Origin of the sequence: Pedobacter boryungensis (assembly GCF_013204825.1) — a bacterium.
In the GTDB taxonomy this organism is placed as follows: Bacteria; Bacteroidota; Bacteroidia; order Sphingobacteriales; family Sphingobacteriaceae; genus Pedobacter; species Pedobacter boryungensis.
The window spans coordinates 684052-707912 of the sequence record NZ_JABMKV010000002.1 but is presented as its reverse complement, the minus strand read 5'-3'; the positions used below and the strand labels follow the sequence as shown (position 1 = coordinate 707912).

The 23861-nt window shown below is 33.2% G+C and carries 22 protein-coding genes; 4 read left to right on the top strand and 18 right to left on the bottom strand.

Annotation, left to right across the window (positions count from 1 at the left end; genetic code table 11):
• Together HQN85_RS09670 and HQN85_RS09665 are read right to left on the bottom strand one after the other, a co-directional pair.
• Positions 1–1143: a glycosyltransferase family 2 protein gene (locus tag HQN85_RS09670; protein ID WP_173271633.1), complete on the bottom strand. Its 1143-nt coding sequence runs from the start codon at positions 1141–1143 to the stop codon at positions 1–3.
• The gene (locus HQN85_RS09665) at positions 1121–2098 is read right to left on the bottom strand and encodes a lysylphosphatidylglycerol synthase domain-containing protein (RefSeq protein WP_173271631.1); all 978 of its coding nucleotides are present in this window, start codon (positions 2096–2098) and stop codon (positions 1121–1123) included. The genes HQN85_RS09670 and HQN85_RS09665 overlap by 23 nt, the downstream gene beginning before the upstream one ends.
• 42 nt (positions 2099–2140) lie before the next feature.
• Here HQN85_RS09665 and ruvC point away from each other — a divergent pair, with 42 nt between their 5' ends.
• Entirely contained in the window at positions 2141–2704 is a 564-nt protein-coding gene (ruvC, locus tag HQN85_RS09660; protein WP_173271629.1) for a crossover junction endodeoxyribonuclease RuvC, read from the top strand.
• Positions 2705–2774: 70 nt separating this feature from the next.
• Here the strand turns inward: ruvC and HQN85_RS09655 are convergent, their stop codons facing one another.
• The 12 genes from HQN85_RS09655 to HQN85_RS09600 form a co-directional block, all read right to left on the bottom strand.
• Entirely contained in the window at positions 2775–3623 is an 849-nt protein-coding gene (locus HQN85_RS09655; protein ID WP_246249712.1) for a DUF4349 domain-containing protein, read from the bottom strand.
• Between the two features lie 225 nt (positions 3624–3848).
• Positions 3849–4064: a hypothetical protein gene (locus HQN85_RS09650; RefSeq protein WP_173271628.1), complete on the bottom strand. Its 216-nt coding sequence runs from the start codon at positions 4062–4064 to the stop codon at positions 3849–3851.
• A gap of 65 nt (positions 4065–4129) precedes the next feature.
• A complete protein-coding gene (locus HQN85_RS09645) occupies positions 4130–4900 on the bottom strand; it encodes a 5'-nucleotidase, lipoprotein e(P4) family (RefSeq protein WP_173271626.1) in 771 nt (256 codons plus the stop codon).
• Between the two features lie 69 nt (positions 4901–4969).
• Positions 4970–5851 carry a fibronectin type III domain-containing protein gene (locus HQN85_RS09640; RefSeq protein WP_173271625.1) on the bottom strand — a complete coding sequence of 294 codons (882 nt, stop codon included), beginning with the start codon at positions 5849–5851 and terminating at the stop codon, positions 4970–4972.
• Positions 5852–6130: 279 nt separating this feature from the next.
• Positions 6131–7012 carry an ATP synthase F1 subunit gamma gene (atpG, locus tag HQN85_RS09635; RefSeq protein ID WP_173271624.1) on the bottom strand — a complete coding sequence of 294 codons (882 nt, stop codon included), beginning with the start codon at positions 7010–7012 and terminating at the stop codon, positions 6131–6133.
• A gap of 69 nt (positions 7013–7081) precedes the next feature.
• Positions 7082–8653 carry a F0F1 ATP synthase subunit alpha gene (gene atpA, locus HQN85_RS09630; RefSeq protein ID WP_173271623.1) on the bottom strand — a complete coding sequence of 524 codons (1572 nt, stop codon included), beginning with the start codon at positions 8651–8653 and terminating at the stop codon, positions 7082–7084.
• A 161-nt stretch (positions 8654–8814) separates the two neighbouring features.
• The gene (gene atpH, locus HQN85_RS09625; RefSeq protein WP_173271622.1) at positions 8815–9360 is read right to left on the bottom strand and encodes an ATP synthase F1 subunit delta; all 546 of its coding nucleotides are present in this window, start codon (positions 9358–9360) and stop codon (positions 8815–8817) included.
• Positions 9361–9424: 64 nt separating this feature from the next.
• Positions 9425–9919 carry a F0F1 ATP synthase subunit B gene (gene atpF, locus HQN85_RS09620; RefSeq protein WP_173271621.1) on the bottom strand — a complete coding sequence of 165 codons (495 nt, stop codon included), beginning with the start codon at positions 9917–9919 and terminating at the stop codon, positions 9425–9427.
• A gap of 87 nt (positions 9920–10006) precedes the next feature.
• Positions 10007–10207, bottom strand: a complete 201-nt coding sequence (gene atpE / locus HQN85_RS09615; RefSeq protein ID WP_055132568.1) for an ATP synthase F0 subunit C — start codon at positions 10205–10207, stop codon at positions 10007–10009.
• 39 nt (positions 10208–10246) lie between these two features.
• Positions 10247–11380, bottom strand: coding sequence for a F0F1 ATP synthase subunit A (atpB, locus tag HQN85_RS09610; protein WP_173271620.1), 1134 nt, complete (start codon positions 11378–11380; stop codon positions 10247–10249).
• A 17-nt stretch (positions 11381–11397) separates the two neighbouring features.
• Entirely contained in the window at positions 11398–11739 is a 342-nt protein-coding gene (locus HQN85_RS09605; RefSeq protein WP_246249711.1) for a hypothetical protein, read from the bottom strand.
• Positions 11740–11898: 159 nt separating this feature from the next.
• Positions 11899–12123 carry an AtpZ/AtpI family protein gene (locus HQN85_RS09600; protein WP_173271616.1) on the bottom strand — a complete coding sequence of 75 codons (225 nt, stop codon included), beginning with the start codon at positions 12121–12123 and terminating at the stop codon, positions 11899–11901.
• A gap of 114 nt (positions 12124–12237) precedes the next feature.
• On the opposite strand from HQN85_RS09600, the gene porW reads away from it, so the two are divergent.
• The 3 genes from porW to uvrC are packed head-to-tail and all read left to right on the top strand — an operon-like array spanning position 12238 to position 19078.
• A complete protein-coding gene (gene porW, locus HQN85_RS09595; RefSeq protein WP_173271614.1) occupies positions 12238–15027 on the top strand; it encodes a type IX secretion system periplasmic lipoprotein PorW/SprE in 2790 nt (929 codons plus the stop codon).
• Between the two features lie 4 nt (positions 15028–15031).
• The gene (locus HQN85_RS09590) at positions 15032–17254 is read left to right on the top strand and encodes a transglycosylase domain-containing protein (RefSeq protein ID WP_173271612.1); all 2223 of its coding nucleotides are present in this window, start codon (positions 15032–15034) and stop codon (positions 17252–17254) included.
• Between the two features lie 27 nt (positions 17255–17281).
• Positions 17282–19078, top strand: coding sequence for an excinuclease ABC subunit UvrC (gene uvrC / locus HQN85_RS09585; RefSeq protein ID WP_173271610.1), 1797 nt, complete (start codon positions 17282–17284; stop codon positions 19076–19078).
• Positions 19079–19107: 29 nt separating this feature from the next.
• Here uvrC and porN read toward each other — a convergent pair whose 3' ends face one another.
• Genes porN through porK form a run of 4 tightly spaced genes read right to left on the bottom strand, consistent with a single transcriptional unit; the run spans position 19108 to position 23795 of the window.
• Positions 19108–20034: a type IX secretion system ring subunit PorN/GldN gene (gene porN / locus HQN85_RS09580; RefSeq protein ID WP_173271608.1), complete on the bottom strand. Its 927-nt coding sequence runs from the start codon at positions 20032–20034 to the stop codon at positions 19108–19110.
• 5 nt (positions 20035–20039) lie between these two features.
• Entirely contained in the window at positions 20040–21575 is a 1536-nt protein-coding gene (gene porM / locus HQN85_RS09575; protein ID WP_173271606.1) for a type IX secretion system motor protein PorM/GldM, read from the bottom strand.
• Between the two features lie 44 nt (positions 21576–21619).
• Complete coding sequence (porL, locus tag HQN85_RS09570; RefSeq protein WP_173271604.1) at positions 21620–22426, bottom strand: type IX secretion system motor protein PorL/GldL; 807 nt, start codon at positions 22424–22426, stop codon at positions 21620–21622.
• 37 nt (positions 22427–22463) lie between these two features.
• Positions 22464–23795, bottom strand: a complete 1332-nt coding sequence (gene porK, locus HQN85_RS09565; RefSeq protein WP_173271602.1) for a T9SS ring complex lipoprotein PorK/GldK — start codon at positions 23793–23795, stop codon at positions 22464–22466.
• Between the last annotated feature and the right edge of the window lie 66 nt (positions 23796–23861).

Genomic DNA, 23861 nt, shown 5'->3' with positions numbered 1-23861 from the left:
CTATTTAACCATTCGGTCTTTCCAATTGTATTTACCAAAGTTACCAGCAATACCAATATAAACGAAGTAAATAATATGCAGAATATTCATTATTGGTAGTAAAACTAACAATTGTTTCCGTTTAAAGAAGTTGGTTACATTATTTAAAAAAATCAATTCTATTCCAATTTTACAAATTAATTGAAAAAGTAAAAACCATAAACTTTCTCCAGCAGGAAAAACAATAGCTAATAGCGCATTTATAATAATACTGAGATTAAATAACCAAATACTTATGCCCAATACAATAACTAATTTGTCTTTATAGCGAGTGCTTTTTGATGCCCAACGTTTTCGTTGTTGTATAAATTCAATTAATGTAGGCTTGGCATGAGTGTAAACTATGGCGTCTTTATTTTTTAAAAACCCAATTTTTCCTTCATAAAGAGCAGCCATTTTGTGTAGTAATAACTCATCATCTCCAGATGCTAAATCATCGATACCTTTAAAACCACCAACGTCAAAAAATGCTTTTCGTTCGTAAGCCAGATTTGCACCATTACAGGTACTTGGATTATTATTACCAATAGTTGAGGCGCCTAATCCAATCAAATAAGAAAATTCTAAAGTCTGTATTCTTTCAAAAAAACTTTTTTCTTCAAAATATGCTACAGGAGCCGAAATCATCTTGTAATTATTAGTTTCATAATAATTAACAATGGTCTTTAACCAATTTGGGCCCATTCTGCAGTCTGCATCTGTAGTAATAATAAGTGCACCGGTTGCTTCACCTATAGCAGTTTGTATTGCCTTTTTCTTATAAGAGTTTAAAGCATTCGCCTCATTGAGTTGTATTAGTTTTATACCTTGATCTGAATAAGAGGCTATGATTTGAGCAGTTTTGTCAGTAGAATGATCATCTATTACAATAATTTCTGTGAGACTTTTATCATAATCTTGAGCTAAAAGATCATTAATAGTTTTTCCTATTTTATCTTCTTCATTACGAGCAGCGATTAATATCGAAACTTTTGTTTTTGCAACTTTATCATTTCGTTTATACAGAATAATTCTTGTCCAGCCTCTTATAAATGTGCCAACTACAAGCACATAAATTAGGGTTAAGAAAATGGTAAAATAACTAAGTCCGCTGATTACTTCCAAAGAAATTGAGTTTAAAAACAAAATACGACCCTAATATAGCAGGAATTATAATATTGATGAGCCAAATACTTGCAATACATGCTACAACTGCTGTATTTTGCTGTGTTACAAACTTAAAGAAAAATAATGCTGTAACACTTCTAATGCCGATATCTAGTAAATCTAACGAGGGTAATGACGATTGGACAAAAAATAAAATACTCACAAGCATCATGATGTCTAAGAAATGAAGCTCTGGAATAAGCCATAAAAACATGATGAAATATTGAGTGCTAAAAACTAAATAACGGGCAAAACAAAAAAGTAAAATTTTTAATAATTCTGCTTTTTTATAACGAGCCAAAATAGAATAGAATTTTTTATATTTTCTTGTAAAACGCATGGATAACAAAATGCCATTTAACCATTTAATGTTGAAGAAGAAAATGATAAAAAACAAGCAAAAACCCATAGCTATTGCACAAACCGCCAAAAACAAGCGATGATCTATTGGCGTAAATCTGTAAATAAAAATACACACAGCAATTGCTCCAAAAAAGTTGGTTAATACTAGCTGACCAATATTACCTACTGCCATCGCTACCACTCCAACTATCCTTCTTTTTGGGGAAAGAAAAAATACTCTACCGCCATATTCTCCCAATCGATTCGGGGTAAAAACGGCCCAAGTTAATCCGCAAAAAACTGATTCTATAGCCAGCCATATATTAATTGGTTCGACTTGTTTAATTAATCTTTTCCATTTTACAGCTTCTAAACCCCAATTTAAAAGCATTAGAGCAACAACAATAGAAAGTATTGTCCAGATTTGAAATCTAGGCATTGCATTTAATAATGATATAAATTTCTTTAAGTCGTTATTAGCAATAAGTTTTACATAGATAAACCAAAATGCAAAAACTACAATCGCGATTTTAATACTGATGGAAAATATTTTTTTGTATTGAGGTGTCAAATTTTTGCTTTTTGATTGTGCAAATATGCTTAATATTGTTGTATGTTGGTTGAAAAAAAGGAACGAGTTATCATGGGTATCGACCCAGGTACAGCCATTATGGGTTACGGTATCGTGTTAGAAAAGGGAAATAAAATTGAATTGCTTGGCATGGGCATTGTAAAAATGAATCATTTAGATGATCACTTTTTAAAACTTCAACGCATTTTCGAAAAAACAATTGCATTAATTGACGAATATAAACCAGATGTATTAGCTATTGAAGCTCCTTTTTATGGTAAAAACATTCAAGTAATGTTAAAACTTGGCAGAGCTCAAGGAATTGCAATGGCTGCTGCTTTATCAAGAAATATCTCGGTTACCGAATATGCTCCTCGAAAAATTAAACAATCTATAACAGGTAAAGGAACTGCAAGTAAAGAGCAAGTTGCTGCCATGTTACAACGATTATTAGGCTTTCATGAAACTCCAGAATTTTTAGATGCTACCGATGGTCTAGCTGTTGCAGTTTGTCATTCGTTTCAAAAAATTAATACATCAAACACAGGCAAATCTTATTCTGGTTGGGATGCTTTTGTAAAGGATAATAAGAAAAGAGTGAAATAAAAACTTCGCATTATTGATGTAAATTATGATGAAGTAACCCTATCTCTAAGATTACTTCATCATAAAATGATTAGACTTTTCGCTTTCTAATTAAATATCTAACTCCAAAAAATATTACAAGACCTAGAGCAATTATTGCCCATAAGCGTGATAACCCCAACAAAAACTCCTTAAAATATATCCAACCATCAATTATATTTAAACCTAAACGTTGAAAAAAACCAGGACGATAATCATATAAATTGTCATTCCCAACAATTATGGCATTTACAGTATTGTCTTGATAAAAATTAAGGGTAATTGTACTATACCTTACACGATTATCTATGCTCATATTTTCTATTTTCTTATCAACATAATCATCTTTAATATACAATGATGTTTCTATGTTATTTCCTTTTCTAGTTGCGGTTTTATTGATAGCATTCATTGCATCAACTCTGTTTTGAGCTTTCAGCTTATTAGCCAAATATGCGATACTCTGATCATCCATCTTCATCGCTTGATGATCAACAAACACAGCCATTTTTGCAACCGAGTTTGTAAAATCATCCAATTTTTCTGAAGGAATTTTTGCAATGACAAATCCTTCTTTACGACAAGAGGTGATTTCTTTCAATGAATCTACACTGTATTTTACTTTATCACGCTCTTGAATTGAGCTTTCGATAGAAAATTCAGCAATTGTTCCTCCTCGTGCTTTTATACTGGCACTTAACTGTTCCTTTGTTCCTTGGACATCTTTAACACGAAACCGCATATCTGCAGTCTTTATGATTTTTGCAATCGAAGTTGTATCAACAGATGCTGTAGTATCAGATACTACTAAATTTTCTGAGCTGGCATAATCATTTTTCTTCTCAGAGTTGCAGCCAAACATAGCTATGATAATAGCGACACAAAATAAATATCTTTTCATTATTTCTATTGTTTAAGGTGTCAAACTCTAGTGCCAATTGATAGGGTTCGCCCATAGCAATTTCAGCATTAAAATTTGTTTAATTTATTTGTACCGGCCGGTATTGCTTAATGCCAATAGGATGCAGAAGTAACCTTAAATTCTTATGAGTAACAGAAATAATACCCAATAAAAAATCCTCTCCGGTTATTACCAAAGAGGATTAATACATATAAAATAGTCTATTTATTTTGCGTCTAAAATCTTAAAAACAGCTTTAAAGCTCCAGATTGTACCAATTAATAAGATAACCCAACATGCAATTGAAAGTGCCATTGAATCAAAGGCAAAGCGGCCAAAAACACCCACAACTCCAATTAAAATTCCAACTAGTAATGATTTATATATCGAAACTTGATTAGCAGACTTCATGCTTTGTTCTCTTTCTTCAAATTGTTCCATCGTTTTTCTTTTAAAAATTTTTCTGCTACAAAAATAATATTAATTAGGTAAAATCAGCATACATTTTAATAACTTTTCAGCTGATTAAATCTTTGTTTTGCTTTATCCGCTTCATTTAATTTATCACCCTTGTACAATAGCTTTTCCCAATCCCCATACATAGGATTTGGTAATACTATAAAGCGAGTTCCAAATAGGTTTTGCAATAGATTAACTTGCTCTTTTGTATCTTTTCCTTCGCGATAAAACACGTTTGAAAAATCGCTCAAATTATCTCCACACAACAATAAGATATTATATTTTTCAAGTATTTTTTGTCTCCGTGGTTCTTTATCTGATGTAGTAGTTTTTAACAATAAATGCGCTTCATCGGCATAAGGAAATCCAAATTTTTGCAGGTTCTTTAATGTGCCATCATGATCCGCGGCTTCTCTATTAGTTACATAAAAAGTTTCTACATTTTTACTAGCTGCAAATTTCAAAAATGCTAAAGCCCCAGGAACTGTATCAGCCTGTGCTAAAGAAGTCCATTGCGTCCAATCCTTTTGTACATAACTTACTCCATTTTTCATTTCATGCCCTTGGAAAGCAGAATTATCTAAAATGGTTTCATCAGCATCTACAATTACACAATTCGGTTTGGCATTCGCCTGATTCCACAGTGCTTCCTTTAAGGATAAACGAGCAAAATTATAAGCCTGAAAAGATAAGGCTCTATATTCACCACTGTACTGTTGCCATAAAACTGCATTTGTATAATCTCTTTCAGGGCTTTTTTGAGCAAACGATAAAGCAGACAATAGATAAAAAACGCTTATAAAAAACAACTTCTTCATATTACTTCATTTAATTTATAACAAAGCTAATAGATTAATGCTTTATAGAAGTAATTTACAACAGCAAACTTAATTTGTAAGCGTAATCGTTTTGGAAATTGTTCCAGATGAATAGGCGCCTTGAGCAGCTTGATTAGCAGTTATCGTAACAGTACCTGCTTTTTTTATTTCTAAAGTAGGTATGGAACAGCCAAGTCCACATTGTAGTGTGCCAATTGAAGCAATTGATGTATCGCTACTTGTGTACGAGAATTTCCCGGTACTGTTGCTAGTTGGAGGAATAATTTCTTCTGGAAATCTTGTTGGATCGTAGTTGAACTTAGTAACTACAATAAAATTACTTAAGGTTGGAGAGGCTCCATTAACTGTAAATATAGTAGAAATTGTTCCTATGCTATAATTACTAGTAGCTTTCTGATTAACCGATATTATAGATGAACCGGGGCCAATAATGGTAATAACATTACCCAAAATCTTCGCCACATTTTCATTTCCTGAAATATAAAAGAAAGGCTCAGGACTATTGCTTATTGGAGGTAAAATACTAAAAGGAGCATCACCAAAATTCTTTGATGGAATACTAAAGCCAGTTATCACAGTGTTTATTACAGTTGAAACTGTTAATTCGTTTGTTGGCAAACTTTCCGCTCCGTCAGCAGTAACAGCAGTAACTTTATAGGTATATAATGTACCAGGGGTTAATTGAGTATCAGAATAGCTTTTAATTGGAAAGGCAATTGATGTAATCTTTACATAATTAGAACTACCTGTTTTTCTATATACATTGAAACCTGACACTGATGTTAAATCCTTCCATGATATCTTAATTGAGGTTAGAGTCGAAGACACTACTTCCAAGTCATAAGGTTTTGAACTTTCAATAGGAGTATTATTTTCATCTTTACATGCAAATAAGAAAACAACTAAAAATAATATAGATATATTTTTCATATAATTAAATTAAGTTAATAATCTTATATAGAAGATAAACTTTACAATTAAAAAGCTTTGATCTATTAAGGATAGATCAAATTCGGAAACAACAAAGTAAGTACCCTATAGCTCTTCAATACAAACTACCTACAAGTGTAGGTAGAGTAAATTTTAAAACGCTTAATAATAAAGATATAAAAATTTAATAAAATTAAGACTTTATTTTAGCCTAAAGCCCTTTATCTAACGGATAAAGGGCTTAGTTTAAATGAAGATATAAACAACTAATTAATGTAATTACCCGTTCAATGCTGCTGCACCGCTCACAATCTCTGTCAACTCCGTTGTAATTGCCGCCTGACGAGCTTGGTTATACGCTAATTTTAATGATTTAATCAAGTCACCAGCATTTTCTGTTGCTTTATCCATTGATGTCATACGAGCACCATGTTCAGAAGCGTGAGAATCTAATACTGCTTTATATAATTGTGTTTTAATCGATTTAGGAATCAACTGTTTTACAATTTCTTCTTGATTTGGCTCTAAAATGTAATCAACGTTCGATGCTTTTACTGCGTCATTCGTTTCTGCTTTAGGTAGTGGTAATAATTGTTCAGTAGTTAAAATCTGCACTGCAGCATTTTTAAAACGGTTATAAACCAATTCTACTCTATCAAACTCTTCCTTTTCAAAACCAGCCATAATAGCATCGGTAATTTTAGTTACGTTTTCGAATGTTAAAGCCGAGTAAACTTCGTTATTGTTTCCAACTACTTTATAATTACGTTTTTCGTAAAAATCTTGCGCTTTTTTACCAATAGCAACTATACTTACATTACCATTTTTAAGCTGTTCGCTATATTTTTCGGCAATTAAAATATTCGCAGTTTTAATTACATTCATGTTAAAAGCACCAGCCAAACCACGGTTTGATGATACTACAACAATTAATACCTTATTCGGCTCACGTTCCTGACTAAAAGGAGATGAAGCACCTTCTAAACTGGCAGAAAGATTTCCTAAAATCTCTTTCAATTTAGTAGCATAAGGGCGTAAAGCTACAATAGCATTGGTAGCACGTTTTAACTTCGCAGCCGAAACCATTTTCATAGCTTTTGTAATCTGCTGGGTAGATTGTACCGATGATATACGAATTCTTACTTCTTTTAAATTAGCCATTCTTTATAAGTGTAAAGTCTGAAGTTAAAAGTAAAAAGCTTAAACTCTCTACTTTCAACTTTAAACTTCTTAGTATTTACTTGAAATCTCTTTTGCAACTCTTTCTAACACTTCAATTGCATCATCTAACTTACCAGCTTTTAAAGAAGCTAAAGCTTCTGGATGACGTAATTCTAGTGCTTGTAAAAACTCCGCTTCAAATTCTTTTACTTTGTTTACAGGAACCGAACGCATTAAGTTTTTAGTACCCAAATAAACAATCGCAACTTGTTTCTCAACAGTAAATGGAGAGAATTGAGCTTGTTTCAACATCTCTACGTTACGAGCACCTTTATCTAAAACAGATTTAGTAGCCGCATCTAAATCAGAACCGAATTTAGAGAAAGCCTCTAACTCACGGTATTGAGCCTGATCTAATTTTAACGTACCAGCTACTTTTTTCATTGATTTAATTTGTGCATTACCACCTACACGTGATACCGAAATACCTACGTTAATTGCCGGGCGTACACCAGAGTTGAATAAATTCGACTCTAAGAAAATCTGACCATCAGTAATTGAGATTACGTTAGTTGGAATATATGCAGAAACGTCACCAGCTTGAGTTTCGATAATTGGTAAAGCAGTTAATGAACCACCACCTTTAACAATTCCCTTTAACGATTCTGGTAAATCATTCATGTTCTTAGCAATCTCATCGTTTGCGTTGATTTTTGCAGCACGTTCTAATAAACGACTGTGCAAATAAAACACATCACCTGGATAAGCCTCACGACCCGGTGGACGACGTAATAATAATGACACCTCACGGTAAGCAACTGCTTGTTTAGATAAATCATCATAAACAATTAATGCTGGACGACCAGTATCACGGAAAAACTCACCAATTGCAGCACCTGCAAATGGAGCGTAAAACTGTAATGGAGCAGGTTCAGCAGCAGATGCAGCAACAACTACAGTGTAAGGCATTGCACCATTTTCTTCTAATGTACGTACCACGTTCGCTACTGTACTTGCTTTTTGTCCACAAGCTACATATATACAGAACACAGGATTTCCTGCATCATAAAACTCTTTCTGATTGATAATGGTATCGATACAAACTGCAGTTTTACCAATTTGACGATCACCAATAACCAACTCACGTTGACCACGACCGATTGGAATCATTGCATCAATTGCTTTAATACCTGTTTGTAAAGGTTCAGTAACTGGCTGACGATAAATTACACCTGGTGCTTTACGCTCCAAAGGCATTTCGTAAGTCTCGCCTAAAATTGGCCCTTTACCGTCAATAGGCTCACCAAGTGTGTTAACAACACGACCTAACATACCTTCACCAACTTTAATAGAAGCAATTTTTTTGGTACGTTTAATAGTATCACCTTCTTTAATCTCGTCTGATGGGCCTAATAAAACCACACCAACGTTATCTTCTTCAAGGTTTAAAACGATACCTTGCAATCCGTTTGCAAATTCAACTAGCTCACCACTTTGAACTTTAGTTAAACCGTAAACACGAGCAATACCATCACCCACTTGTAAAACGGTACCAACTTCTTCCAATTCAGCTTCCGATTTAAAGCCTGACAATTGTTGTCTGATAATTGCCGAAACTTCGTCTGGTCTTACCTCTACCATAATTTTATTTTTGATTTCTTTTTGAAAATATAAATCTTGTACTCTTTTGTTATTCTAGTCCCGCTTTCTGCTGTAGTCTTTAGCTTTCAGCTCAAGAGCTATCGCTGTCAATCGGGTTTATATATTAGCGTTAGTATTACTTCGCTTGCTTTTTATAGCAATTAAGCTATACCTTGTGCAAATTCCTTTTTCAGTTTATTTAAACCACTAGCTATACTAGCATCAAACTGCTTATCGCCAACTTTTAAAATAAAACCACCAATTAACTTTTCGTCAACTTTTTCTTTAATAATCACCTCTTTAGCACCTACTTCCCTTTTAACTAAGCTTACTATTTCAGCTCTAGTCGCATCAATTAATGCAATAGCAGATGTTACCTCAGCAGTAACAATTCCTTTAATTAATTGATATTGGCTAATAAATTGTTTAGAAGTTTCAAACAATATCGCAGCACGACCTTTATTTACAACAAGCTTTAAAAAGCTTTCAGTAATTTTATGAACCTTGCCACCAAAAACATTATTTAAAATCCCAAGTTTCTTATCTAAAGGAACAATTGGGTTTTTTAAAATAGCTTCTAGTTCACTATTGTTATCTACAATTTCCTCAAATAACACCATATCGTTTTTCATTTCTTCTAGCGCATTTTGCTCTGTAGAAAGATCAATTAACGATTTTGCATATCTGCTTGCTGCTTTACTTGACATATCTTTGAGTTTAAGTTAAAGTTCAAATGATTTATTTTGACTTTTAACTTTATACTTTAATAACTTAGTTTAATTCAACATCTTTTAACAGGCTGTTAACCAAATCCTGTTGTTTTGCTTTATCATCTAACTGACTGCGTAAAACCCGTTCAGCAATATCTAATGATAAAGTAGAAACCTGACCTTTTAATTCAGCCAATGCTGCTTTCTTTTGATTTTCAATCTCAATACGAGCTTTTTCAATCAATTTAGCACCTTCTGTTTGAGCAGATGTTTTAGCTTCATTAACAATATTATCTTTTAGTTTTTTAGCCTCTTTCAGAATTTCATCACGCTCAGCACGAGCTTGTTTCATCAAATCTTCATTTTGAGCTGCCAATCTAGCCATTTCTTGATTAGCTAATTCTGCTTTATTCAAAGAATCATCAATGAATTGCTCACGTTCTTTAATGGCAGCCATTACTGGTTTCCAAGCAAATTTGCCCAAAAGAAACATTAACAATAAAAAAGCTATTGTTTGAAATACAACTAAACCAACTTCAGGTATTAATAAATCCATTTCAGTATATATTATAATTTTTTTGTGTTCATTGAATAAATAAGCGCCTTACAAAACAATCTTTTGCAAGGCACTTACTTTTTGTTATTACATTAAAGCAACAACAACCGCGAATAACGCAACAGCCTCAACGAAGGCAGCAGCGATCAACATCGCAGTTTGAATTTTTGAGGCAGCTTCTGGTTGACGAGCAATACCGTCCATAGCAGAACCACCAATACGACCGATACCTAGACCAGCGCCAATCGCAGCTAATCCCGCACCTACTGCAGCAATACTTCCTGTAATCATGATTTTATATATTAAATTGTTTAAAAAATATTAAAATTAATGGTGTTCTTCTACTGCCATACCAATAAATAAGGCAGATAGAATAGTAAATATAAATGCTTGGATAAATGCAACCATAAGCTCTATACCGCCAATAAATATTGCAAACGGAATAGAAGCTGCAGACACCCAAATACTGTTAAATACGAAGATTAAGCAAATTAATGATAGCACCAAAATGTGACCTGCAGTAATGTTCGCAAATAATCGTATCATCAATGCAATTGGTTTGGTAAAAATACCGATCAACTCTAAAGGCATTAAAAAGATTTTCATTGGCACTGGTACGCCCGGCATCCAGAAAATATGTTTCCAATAGTGCTTGTTTCCATTAAATACCGTAACCAAGAAAGTGATTACTGCTAACACCATAGTTACCGCAATATTACCTGTTAAATTTGCACCTCCTGGTAAAAATGGAACCAAGCCCAACATGTTGTTAAACCAGATAAAAAAGAAAACCGTTAATAAATAAGGCATAAAACGCTCATATTTATGACCCAAGTTTGGCTTAGCAATATCGTCACGTACAAAAAGAATGATTGGCTCTACCCATGATTGTAATCCCTTAGGAGATTTACCATGGCGTTTTTTATAGCTATTACCTACACTAATAAAAACCACTAATAATAAAACTACCGAAAGCAACAAAGTGCAAGTATTTTTAGTCAATGAGAAATCTAAAGGACGTTTATTCTCTGGGTGATGTTTTTCATTCAGCTCTACATACTGACCGTGCTCATTTGCAGTTGCAGATGCAAAATAAATTTTCTCATGCATTTTCACAAAACGTTGTCCGTCTTTTTCAACTACAACTTTTGCATCATTATCATGATTAAAATCATTATCATTAAAAGTCACAACTTTTCCATCAGCAAATAGAACAATTGGCAATCCAATATAGGTTTCACCAATTACATGCCAGCTATGCGAATCAGCAATGTGATGCAGGGCAAATTTACCAATCTCAAACTTTTTCTTTTCCGCCGTTTCACCATGTGTCTCTTCAACTTTATGTAGAGTATCTACTTGTGCTTTTGCACCAAGAGAAACCAACAAAAACATCGAAAAAAGCGTAAAAACAACAATTAACCTATTAAACTTAAACTCAAAAACGTGGCTACAATCCATTTACTCGCAGATTTTTACTATTTATTTTGGTGGCGCAAGTTACGTAACAAACAGTATATTTCAAAGAAGGTGAACAATAAATATAAAGAAAAAAAATTCAACACAAAAACAACGTCCTTTCCTTTATGGTTTAGACTGTAAATCAGTACGAAAGCCATAGAAAAAAGCATCTTTATAGCGATCGACCCCATAATGGCTAAAATGCCTGTTTCTGGATTTCGTTTAATCCCCAAAAAAGCCACAATGTAGGCGATAAAAGTGATCCCGCCTAAAAAGCCAAAAACTAGCCAAAATTTATTGGTTAATAGTTTGACAGTAGGAAAAATTAACGGCATTGCCAGGGCTATACCAGCTAACATCACCGTATATAAGACGAAGTATAGAATAAAACGTTGTAAACTCAAACCCTTAAATTTTATGCAAAGGTAGAAGAATGCATTGATATTTGGCTGAGATTGTAGAACTATTAAGCAATTCGGAAAAAGTGTTGACTTTATTCTTTACAGACTAAATTTGGTTTACTTTTTAGTTAAAGATCTAATTACCATATATAAAGATATAATAACACCTAACAAACCTAGCATTGCGGTATAAATTGATTTGGTGCTCCCACTATGCTCATCAATTTTATACCCTACAAAAGCAAATACGCCGATTGTTGCTAACATCTGAAATGCTATACCTGTATATTTGGCGAAATTACTAACCTGTTTACCTTCATCATTATTTCCAAAGTTTGCCATAATAAGTCGTCTCCTTTAAAAATATAAGCTCAAATATTAAAAATTTAAGAGCAAATAAAATATTTTTGCATACATTCTGTTATCTTGTAAAGTTATACGCAATTCTTAAATTCCTTGAACAACTACGCAAAACTAAGTGCAAAAATTATCTTCTCATGCTTAAGCATAGCCATTATTGGTTGCTCTACGCAAAAAGATAATGCAACAAACAGAAGTCTACAAAACCTCTCTGCTCGTTATAACTATATTTATAACTCAAATGTTTTATTAACAACTTATCAGGATGATCTTTCTCAAACTTACAAAGATAATTATGATAATTTTTTAGCTGTTTATATTGCTCCCGAAACGTCTGATTATCTAAATATTTCAACTACTCCTAGTAATGTTAAATCATTAGATGAGATTACGCAAAAGGCGCAAACAATTATTAGCGAAAAAAACTTTAGTAATTATATAGACGAAGCGTACATCCTTTTAGGTAAAACAAATTTCTATAAAGGCAACTATTTTACTGCCGTAGAATATTTTGATTATACTGCCAAAACTTATAGAAGCAATAAAAATGTTTTTTTAAGTGCTATGACATGGAAAGCTCGTAGTTTAATGCAACTGAATAATTATGAAAAAGCTGAACTTACGTTAGATACCGTTAAAGCAACATTAGATTCGGTTAAAAGTGAAAAAGCTGAACCATTAGCTACGCTAGCACAAATGAATATTTATCAGCAAGATTACAAAGGGGCCACTAGCTATTTAGAGCAAGCGATAAAAGAAACTAATAAAATACAAAGTAGAACTAGATGGCCTTACATTTTAGCTCAACTCTATGAATATAATAAAGAATACGATGCCAGCTTACGTAATTATACTAAGGTTGAGAATAGCAACGCACCTTTTGAAATGTATTTTAACGCAAAGCTGAGTAAAATTCGTATTAATGACATTTTGAATTCTCAAACTTCCAATCGTAAACAGCAATTGCTTAAATTATTAAAGGATGATAAAAATTTCGATTATACTGATCAGATTTATTATGAGGTAGCTGAAGATTATTTCTCAGATAAGGAGTATAAAAAAGCAGAGGAGTATTATAAATTATCTGCTCAAAAAAGTATAACAAATCAATATCAAAAGGGATTATCGTATTTAAAACTTGCCGACCTTAACTTTAAAAATCTAAGCAACTATGTGAATGCCAAGCTATATTATGATAGTGCAGTAACTACTTTGCCTAAAAATTATCAGGGTTATGAAGGCATATTGAAAAAAGCAGAAAATTTAGAGTATTTAACTAAACGCTACCAATTAATTGCAGATGAAGATACATTGCAATTTATAGCTCATTTACCAGAACAGGCTCGTGAAAAGAAACTAAACGAATTATTTGAACCTAAAAAAGAAGTTAATAACACTACAAAAACAATTGATAATGGTAAAGTTGTAAAATTTGATGACCCTACAAAAACGCAAAATAGCGATAAGTTTTATTTTAGCAACACTAATGCAATTAGTAGAGGTTTTACCGATTTCAAAAAGCGTTGGGGAAATAGAAGTTTAGAGGATAATTGGAGACAAAGTGTAAAATCATCTGCTCAGGTTAATCAGCAAAATCAGTCGGCTATTATTGATAATTCGAATAATTCTACAAATATGCTTGCTGCAAATGCAGATAAAGAATCACGAATTAAAGAATATACAGCTCTACTGCCTTTAACAGCAGATCAAATGGTTAAATCTGACCAAAAAATAATAGATGCCTATTTTGAAATTGCAGGCTTTTACCAACAGGTTCTGCAAGATGAAGAAGAAGCAGCTAAAGTTTACGAAGAACTATTGTCTAGATATCCTCAAAACAATCATCTAGAAGCAGTTTATTATAGCTTATATCTTGTTTATGCAAAAACAGATCAAGCTAAATCGGACCTATATAAAAACAAGGTATTAGCTATTTATCCGAATTCGGTCTATGCAAAGACAATAGTAGACCCTAATTTTTCGGCTAAACAAAATGCTTTAGATTTAGAAATAAATAAAATTTACAATACCATTTTTGATCGCTATGAGCAAAAAGATTTTCCTACAGTAATTGCAGCGGTAAACGAAACTAATCAGCGATTTCCAGGGAATTCATTACAAGCACAATATGATTATTTAAAAGCAATCGCCATTGGTCGCACACAAAATGTAGATAGTTTATTAATTGCATTTAATACTATTATCACTAAATATCCAGATGATAAATTGATCAATCCACTCGTTTTGGATCATATAAACTACATCCAAGCTAATTTACCAGCATTTAAAGCAAGAAAAATTGCATTAATCGATTTTGATCCGACTGAACCTCGCTTTATTTCGCAACGAGAAAATACAGTTGTCGTAGTAAATAAACCAGAAACTACTTTAACTAAACCAGAACCTGAAGTAATTAAGCCTATTACTCCAGTTACTACGCCAGTTGCAATCACTACTCCAAGTGTACCAGTTAACACAAAATCCCAAGAAATTAAAAATGAGCCAACCGTTAAACCTGTAGATAATCTTTTCAGCAAAGCAGAATCAAATATATATTATTACGTAGTTAGCGTTAATGATATGAGCTTGAGTGTAAGTTCATCTCGTTTTGGTATTGGTCAATTTAATAGAGGTAATTATGCTGGTACAGCATTAAAACATCAATTATTAGAACTTGATGAAGATCAATTAATTTTTGTAGGTACTTTTGCATCCTTAGATGAGGTGAAAACTTATGCAGAAAGTATTACGCCACAACTAACAAAAATCATGAAAGTTCCCGCTACTACTTATAAAGGTTTTTATATTAGTAAAGAGAACTTCGACAAAATTAAGAACAGAGAACTTTTAAATAGGTATATTGAGTTTTTCAAGAACAACCAGTAATAAAATGAATACATCCCTAACACCAGAAAACATAAAAAAGTATAACCACAGACTTTGGAAATTACTCATTGGCGGCATGGTGTTTTTCGCTTTATTTATTGTTTCAATAGGATTTGGGCTATTCGGAGATATTCCTTCCTTTAGAGCAATTGAGCACCCAAAAAGCAATGAAGCCACAGAAATTCTTTCAGAAGATGGAAAAGTAATAGGAACTTATTTTGTTAAAAATCGTTCTAATGTTAACTATAGCGAAATATCTCCAAATGTTGTAAATGCATTAATTGCAACAGAAGATGTCCGTTTTCGCTCTCATTCTGGTATAGACTTTAAGCGTACATTTACCATTTTTGCTTATGCATTAATGGGTAAAAAACAAGGTGGAAGTACAATTACTCAACAATTAGCGCTAAACTTATTTTCTGAAGAAGGTAGACAAAAAAATTACTTCAAAAGAATAATCCAAAAATTTCAAGAATGGGTAATTGCAGTAAAATTAGAACGTAATTATACTAAGGAAGAAATTATCACTATGTATTTAAATACAGTTGATTTTGGTAATCAAGCTTATGGTATAAAATCTGCCGCAAGAGTTTATTTTAATACAACTCCTGATAAATTAACAGTTCCTCAAGCTGCAGTTTTAGTTGGGATACAAAGAGGTATTACTCGATATTCACCTACTAAAAACCCAGAAAGATCATTAACCAGAAGGAATACAGTGATGGCATTAATGGTTAAAGCAGATTTGTTGACGGAAGAACAATTTGAAGCAGAAAAAGGGAAACCACTTGATTTGCATTTTAATGCTGCTACAACAAATGATGGTGTTGCGCCTTATTTTAGAGCTGTTTTAAAATCAGAAGTAAGAAAAATTTTAGAAGAGCGCTCTATTACAAATAATGGCATTCCATATGATTTAGATAGAGATGGCCTCAAAATAACTACAACTATCAATTACGATATGCAGGTTTATGCTGAACAAGCACAAAAAGAATACATGAAAATTTTGCAACAGCAATTTACAAATAGTTGGAAAGGAAGAAATCCTTTTAAAGGAATGGAATTACAAATTGATCAGGGGATGAGACGCTCAGATCGATACAAAGCGCTGAAATTAGAAGGAAAATCTGATGAAGAAATTAAAGCTGATTTCAATACACGAACCAGATTAACGATTTTCACATGGAAAGGTGATATAGATACATTAATGAAACCTATTGATTCTGTGAAATACTATAAATTATTATTGCGCAATGCGATGATGGCAATGGATCCCAAAACAGGTTACATTAAAGCTTGGGTAGGCGGAATTAATTTCGAGCACTTTAAATACGATCAAGTAAAAATGGGTACACGTCAGGTTGGTTCAACAGCAAAACCATTTACCTACGCTGTTGCTATAGAAAATGGATATTCGCCTTGTTTTACCGTGCAAAATGAACCAGTTACTATTTCAAATCCCGGTAGTCCGGATTGGACTCCTCGGTCTTCTGGAACTTTACCTGGGGCAATTACCTTACAAAAGGCATTGGCATACTCTCAAAACTACATTGCAGCCTATTTAATGAAACAAGTAGGGCCAACCGCTGTAGCTACCGAAGCCAAAAAAATGGGTATAACATCAGATGTTCCAATCGTACCATCTATAGCTTTAGGCGTTTTTGATGCATCAATTTATGACATGGTAGGTGCTTATGGCGTTTTTGCCAATAAAGGAGTTTGGACACAACCTACCTATATTTTAAAAATCGAAGATAAAAATGGTGTAGTGCTTTATGATAGCAAACCAACAATAAAAGTAGCTATGAACGAAGAAGTAGCTTACGTAATGACCAGGATGCTAAGAGGTGTAATTACTGGGGGTACAGGTTCGAGACTAAGTTATAAATACGGAATAAATGCTCCAACTGGTGGAAAAACAGGAACAACTCAAAATAATTCAGATGGTTGGTTTATGGCCATTACACCAGATTTAGTAGCTGGTATTTGGACAGGATGTGAAGACAGAGCATTCCATTTTACGAGCACAAGAGACGGCGAGGGTGCAAATTCGGCCCTACCAATTTATGCTGGTTTTATGAAACGAGTATATGCAAATCCAAATTTAAAAATAAGCAAAGCTGATTTTGAACCTCCTAAAAATGGTGTTTCCATTGTTTATGACTGTAACCAATATCAACAACCTGAGCAGGACACAACTGAACTCGATAAAAAATTAGGTTTCTAGTTTTATTAAATCATCCCTACATTATAAATGAGTGCTTTCGACTATAAAAAGGCATTGGCCGATATTCCGCATAAACCTGGAGTTTACCAGTATTTTGATGAGGAAGGTTTGCTTATTTATATTGGCAAAGCGAAGGATTTACGCAATCGAGTTGGCTCTTATTTTAATCAAGATAAGCAGGTTAATGGCAAAACTAAAGTTCTTGTTTCCAAAATAAGACGAATAAGCTTTACCATAGTTGATACTGAAATTGATGCATGGTTATTGGAAAATAACCTGATCAAAAAACATCAGCCTCGTTATAATATTATGCTGAAAGATGATAAGACCTATCCATGGATTATCATTAAAAAAGAAGATTTTCCTCGTATTTATTGGACACGAAAAATGATTAAAGATGGGTCTACGTATTTTGGACCCTACGCATCTGTCGGAATGATGCACACCATTTTAGATTTGATAAAGGAAACTTATACATTAAGAACCTGCAATCTTCCCCTAACTCCACAAAATATTAATGATGGAAAATTTAAAGTTTGCTTAGAATATCAGATAGGAAATTGCAAAGGTCCTTGCCAAAATTATCAAAGCAAAGCAGATTACGATCAAAACATTGAAGAAATTACAGCTATTTTAAATGGTAAAATTGGCAATGTAATTAGAGATGTAAAACAAGTAGTTAAAAAAGCTTCGGAAGATTTGAATTTTGAGCTTGCCCATTCTTATCAAAAGAAATTATTGATTTTAGAAAAATATCAAAGCAAATCTACTGTTGTTAATAGCGCCATTACAAATACAGATGTGGTAAGTATTGCATCTGATGAACGTTATGCGTTCGTAAATTATTTAAAAGTAGTAAATGGAAGCATTATCCAAACACAAACTATAGAGATTAAAAAACGCTTAGATGAGACAGATGAGGAATTATTAACGATTGCAATTACCGAATTTAGAACCAAATTTAATAGTACATCCAGAGAGATTATTGTTCCATTCAACATTTCTTTATTAGATAAAAATTTAAAATTCACAGTACCAAAGCTTGGTGAAAAGAAGAAACTATTAGAATTGTCTGAAAAGAATGTATTGTTCTTTAAGCGTGAAAAATTAAATCAATATGAAAAATTAAACCCTGATTTAAGAACAGATCGTATTTTAAGTCAGATGCAAAAGGATTTAAGGCTTACCCAAGTTCCTCAACATATTGAATGTTTTGATAACTCAAATTTTCAAGGTAAATATCCTGTTTCAGCAATTGTAGTATTTAAGGATGCTAAGCCTAGTAAAAAAGACTATCGACATTTTAATGTTAAAACTGTAGAAGGTCCGAATGATTTTGCAACCATGGAAGAAGCCGTATACAGACGTTACAGACGAATGTTAGAGGAGCAACAGCCATTACCTCAATTAATAATTATAGATGGTGGTAAAGGCCAATTATCATCTGCTGTTAGCAGTTTAAAGAAATTAGGCATAGACAAAAAAGTAACAGTTATTGGTATTGCGAAGCGTTTAGAAGAATTATATTATCCTGGAGATAGCTTACCATTGTATCTTGATAAAAAATCTGAAACCTTAAAAATAATTCAACAATTACGAGATGAAGCCCATCGTTTTGGCATCACTTTCCATCGTAAAAAAAGAGATCAAGGTACCCTTAAAACAGAACTCGAAGTAATTCCGGGAATTGGAAAAAGTACTGCAGATAAACTTTTAGTAAAATTTAAATCTGTCAAAAAAATAAAAGAAGCATCAGAAGAAGAATTAGCTCAACTTCTGAATAAGAAGCAAATCCTTGCCTTAAGTGAATATTTTAAGGCATAAAAAAGCCCCGAATGATCGAGACTTCTTTTCTAATATTCCCAAAGACCTTGTTCAAAATCGGCCATTGCCTTTTTAATACGTTCAGACTCTAAAAGTCTTTCTTTAGGATTAAATAAAATATCTTCAATTCTATTATCTGCAGCATTAGAGACTTTAGTGATATTGCTAAAAAATAATCTTCTAGTAAATACATCATCGAAGTTAATTCCAGAGTTATCATTCTGATTATTCGCTACTTTGTGTTTCACTAAAATTTCTCTTAAATCATCAAAATATAGCCAGCCAGCTACAGTTTTTAATGTATCTGCTCTTGGTTTACCAGTTGTAGGATCAGGAACTGGATTTCCATTGTTATCTACTTGTGTTTTAACATCAATTCTAACTGGCGCAATACCAATTATCCGCGGCTCGAAAATTCCTCGTTTAATATCTAATATCCAATCCTCTTTAATTCTTAATGTGGTAAAACTTGCAACAAAGAACTCATTGTTTGCTCTGTTGATTTCATTTGTACCTGGATTAACACCTAAAAAAGCTGTATCTGCTGCAGAACTATTCGTAACCTTTGGATCATTACCTTTTTTCTGCCCTAAAGGTTCACCTTTAAAATCTTCATCCTCACTAGAATATAGATCTAATTCTCCATTGCTAACTGCATCATAAATAACACCTAATAAGTTCACTTTAGGAGAAGCCAATACAGAATTTCCACGATCACGAAGGTCTATTTCTCTCCATACACGCTTTGTATAAACTACATCTTCTTTATTTACGGGTGCATAAGGCACTACTGTATCAGCTACGCTTTCTTCCCTATAAATAAAGCCATCCTTTTTTGGACCCTTCTTTTTAGGTACTACTTTTTTATCCGCAGTTACGGGAGGGGTAGTTGGATTTTGCGCATATACAAATCCAATACTTAAAAGAAATATAAATAGAAAAAATATTTTCTTCATAATTTTTAGTTTACGGTAAATACCATTGAATTTAATGTAGGTGTACGTCCATCTGGCATTTGAGCAACAATATTATCGATATAAACAACCGATTTAAAGGGTAAATTCGACAATGCAGATTTAGCTTGTGCACTAAAATTATCTCCTGAACAATAATAAACCTGAGCATCTTGGCGTGGTCTAACAACTGTTACACTAAACTTAGTAACCCTTACTTTAACATCGAATTCGAAATTTTCAATAGCTGCTGAAACTTGACTTTCTCTTGCAATTGTATTTCCAGAAATAACCCCACCCATTTTACCAGCAAATTTTGCCACTGGATTAGGAATTCCTTTTACTCTAAATTTATTCGTACCTAAGCTTAGCGATTTCCCATTGCTATTGCCAGATACACTAATAGTAACCTCATTACCAATTAAACTTCCTGGAACATTAATGGTATATCTACCAGCCCCCCCTGTCATTGAACCTGCAGAAATATTAGCTTTTATGCTTTCTAACGAAAATCCAGGAGCAGAAATTGAAAATGGATTAGGAATACCTGCGTAAATTACATTTAAGTTAGTTGAAGAAACAGTTGCAGATGGTTTTGCAACTTGGTATTTCATTGGTTCAGTGTAATATGTTGCATAAGTACCATCTGTTTTCTTAACACGAATTGTTCCTTTCCATGTAAATTCACCTACTGACCCGGTACCACCTGTATAGGTTGCTATACCTTTTACTACTCCTAATGAATTACCTCCTACAGAAATTTCAGGATTCGATTTCGTATCTCTTGCAGTTAAGAAAATATCAGCTTTATAAGGTTGACCTTGAATTACATAGCTACTAGAAGGTACTGCAACAGCTGTAAACGCGTCCATGATAATTGTAGTTTCGCTCATTTTACCAAAAATCTTTCGAACTACTTCCGACTCTGCATTTTTTAAATCTGCTTGTAGTTTAGTTAAAATGGTGTTTGCAGCTGTTAATGGAGTTCCTTCTCCAAAATTAACATCTTCCCATTTTTTTCCATTTACTGCTTTTAAAGGATCTTTCGCTTCTAAAGAAAATGATACGTTTTCTCTATCTTTTTTATCTAATAATGAAATTAGTTTCGCTCTAGTTTCGTTGATTTTTGCTTTTAGCTTTGCTCCTTCTTTTTTATTGATCATGATGTTTTGAGCAATATCTAAATTGTCTCTCAGCACCAAATCTCCAGTTTCAGGATCAATTCCTTCACCTTTTTCTCTAAACTCATCTTTAAGTCTTTGAATTTCTTTATTCAAATCTTCAGCGTAAGCTTTTACTTTTTGGGCTCTGTCCCAAAGTGGTTGAGCACGCTCGGGTTTATTTTTTAATTCTGTTTCTTCAAATGCACTAAATGTTTGATCCAAGCCAGAGCTTACATTTGTTTTTGAGGCATCTAAACTATCGTTAATGTTCTTAAAAGCATTTAAGATTGCATCTGAAACGTTTAAAGCAAGCATAGCTAACAATACCAAATACATGATATTGATCATCTTCTGCCTTGTCGTTTCTTTTCCTCCAGCCATGTTAAATTAGATTTTTGTTTACTGATTTAAATAATAGAAACTAATTATGTACGTGGTTGGTTCATAGCTGTTAACATATTGCCATAAATTGCATTTAATGACGCTAAGTTTTTAGCCAGTTTACCTACTTCTTCTTTAAACTGTTTAGAGTCTTCCATTGATTCATTGAAATTACCCATTGTTAAAGATAAGTTTTGGTAAAACTTATTCATCGATTTTAAATGAGCACTTGAATCTTGTAATTCTAATTCATATACAGCATTTAAGGCTGATAAATTCTTAGCTAAATTATTTACTTGATCATGATAAGCTCTAGAATCAACATTACTCTCTCCCATTTCAACTAATTGTGAAGTAGCTTTCTCAAACGCATTACTTAAATTATCAAAGCTAGATGAAGCTGTTTTTACTTTTCCAGTGAATTCGTTTGTTGCAATTGCAGCATCACTCACATTAGAAATTGTAGCTACTTTATCACCAAACGTACGTAAGCCATTACCTAAACTTTCGATTAATTCTGGACCAATTTTAGCATTATTTAACATACTATCCAACGCTGCTGTTGAAGAAGAACCTGCAGAAACTACTGGTCTTGCAGTAGCTTTTGGTAATTCACCAGCAAAGCCCATATTTAATTCTGGGTAAACACGCTCCCAAGGTAATTCCGGTTCTGGCGGAAAAAATCCTGTTAAGAAGAATAATAATGCTTCTACTCCCAAACCAACTCCAATGATTATATTGGCCCATGATCCACCAAAGTGAATAATTTTACATAATGCACCGATAATTACTATACTCGCTCCCCAGGAAATTGCCACATGTAACCAACCCGGTTGTTTTCTTGCTGCCATAATTTGTTTAAAGTTTTATTTGTTGCTTGTTGAATTTTTAATTTAATGCGTTACCAGGATAATCTGATACACAACGGAAACCGATATACGATCTTGCTTTATCTTGATACTCGTATGTACCTACAGAATTTTGCAAAAAGAAACCTATATCTTTCCATGAACCACCTCTCACTACTTTAGCCCCCTTAGCTGTATTCACATAATTAGGACTAAAATCTGACAATAAACTTGTTGCAGATCTGTTATAAGCTGTTACTGTCCACTCGGCTACATTACCAGCCATATTATACAAACCGTAATCATTTGGAATATAAGCTCTAGCATCCACAGTGTATAATCCACCATCATCGGTATAATTACCTCTACCTACTTTAAAGTTTGCTTGTAAACATCCTTTAGTATTTTTAATATATGGCCCTCCCCAAGGATATTTAGTTTGAGTTCTTCCACCTCTAGCGGCATATTCAAACTCTTGGTCTGTTGGTAGGCGGTATTTTAATCTTACATTTTCCGGCTGTTTTCTAGCAGATGCTATATTTTTATATAAAACTGTTCTCCAATTACAGAAAGCCGTTGCTTGTTCCCAAGTTACACCAACTACCGGATATCCATCATAAGATGGGTGGTTAAAATATGAATCAACCATTGGATCATTTTGCGCATAAGAAAAATCCAATTTCCAAACCAAGGTATCTGGGTATACACTAACCGAAGGATGCTCATTTGTTTTACCTGGTGTAGGATTATCAGTATATGTTTGTATAAAATCTTGTCTGCTTTTACTTGGATCATTTCTTCCTGCTGCTTCTAAATCATGATCTAAATAACTGTAAGCATATCTGAATTTACGGATATCAAATTCATTTTTTCCTGGCAAAGCATCATTTCCAGAATAGTACATATTTTGTAATCTAGCTTTATATGCACTATTTTTTCCCCAAAGAACACCACTTTTCCCTATCGCTTTCCAATTAATATTTCTTTGACCAGACACTGTAGTTCCTGCTGCAGCTGCCGGTTGTGGCATATATAGATTTGGCGCACCAGATTGCCCTAAAGTAGTTACTGCTACAGAATCTCTTACCCAATTTACAAATTGTCTATATTCTGCATTTGTAATTTCAGTTTGATCCATGTAAAAAGCAGGGAATGACGTCATTCGACTAGGCGTACCTTGATAAAAGCTAATATCTTCATCAGTCATACCAATTAAAGTTCTTCCTGGGGGGATAAAAACCATCCCATAAGGAATTGTTTTATTCTTAAATTTTTTGTTGTATGCGCCAACTAGTTCTCCCTGCTGTCCACTTTTACAGCTAAAAAGTAAACTAGAGATGATCAAAAAACCAAGAAAGTATATTTTTCTCATAAAATTCGTTAAAGCAATATCTTGTTATTTGTTAGCAATTTTATCGAAAATCCTTGAAATAAACAA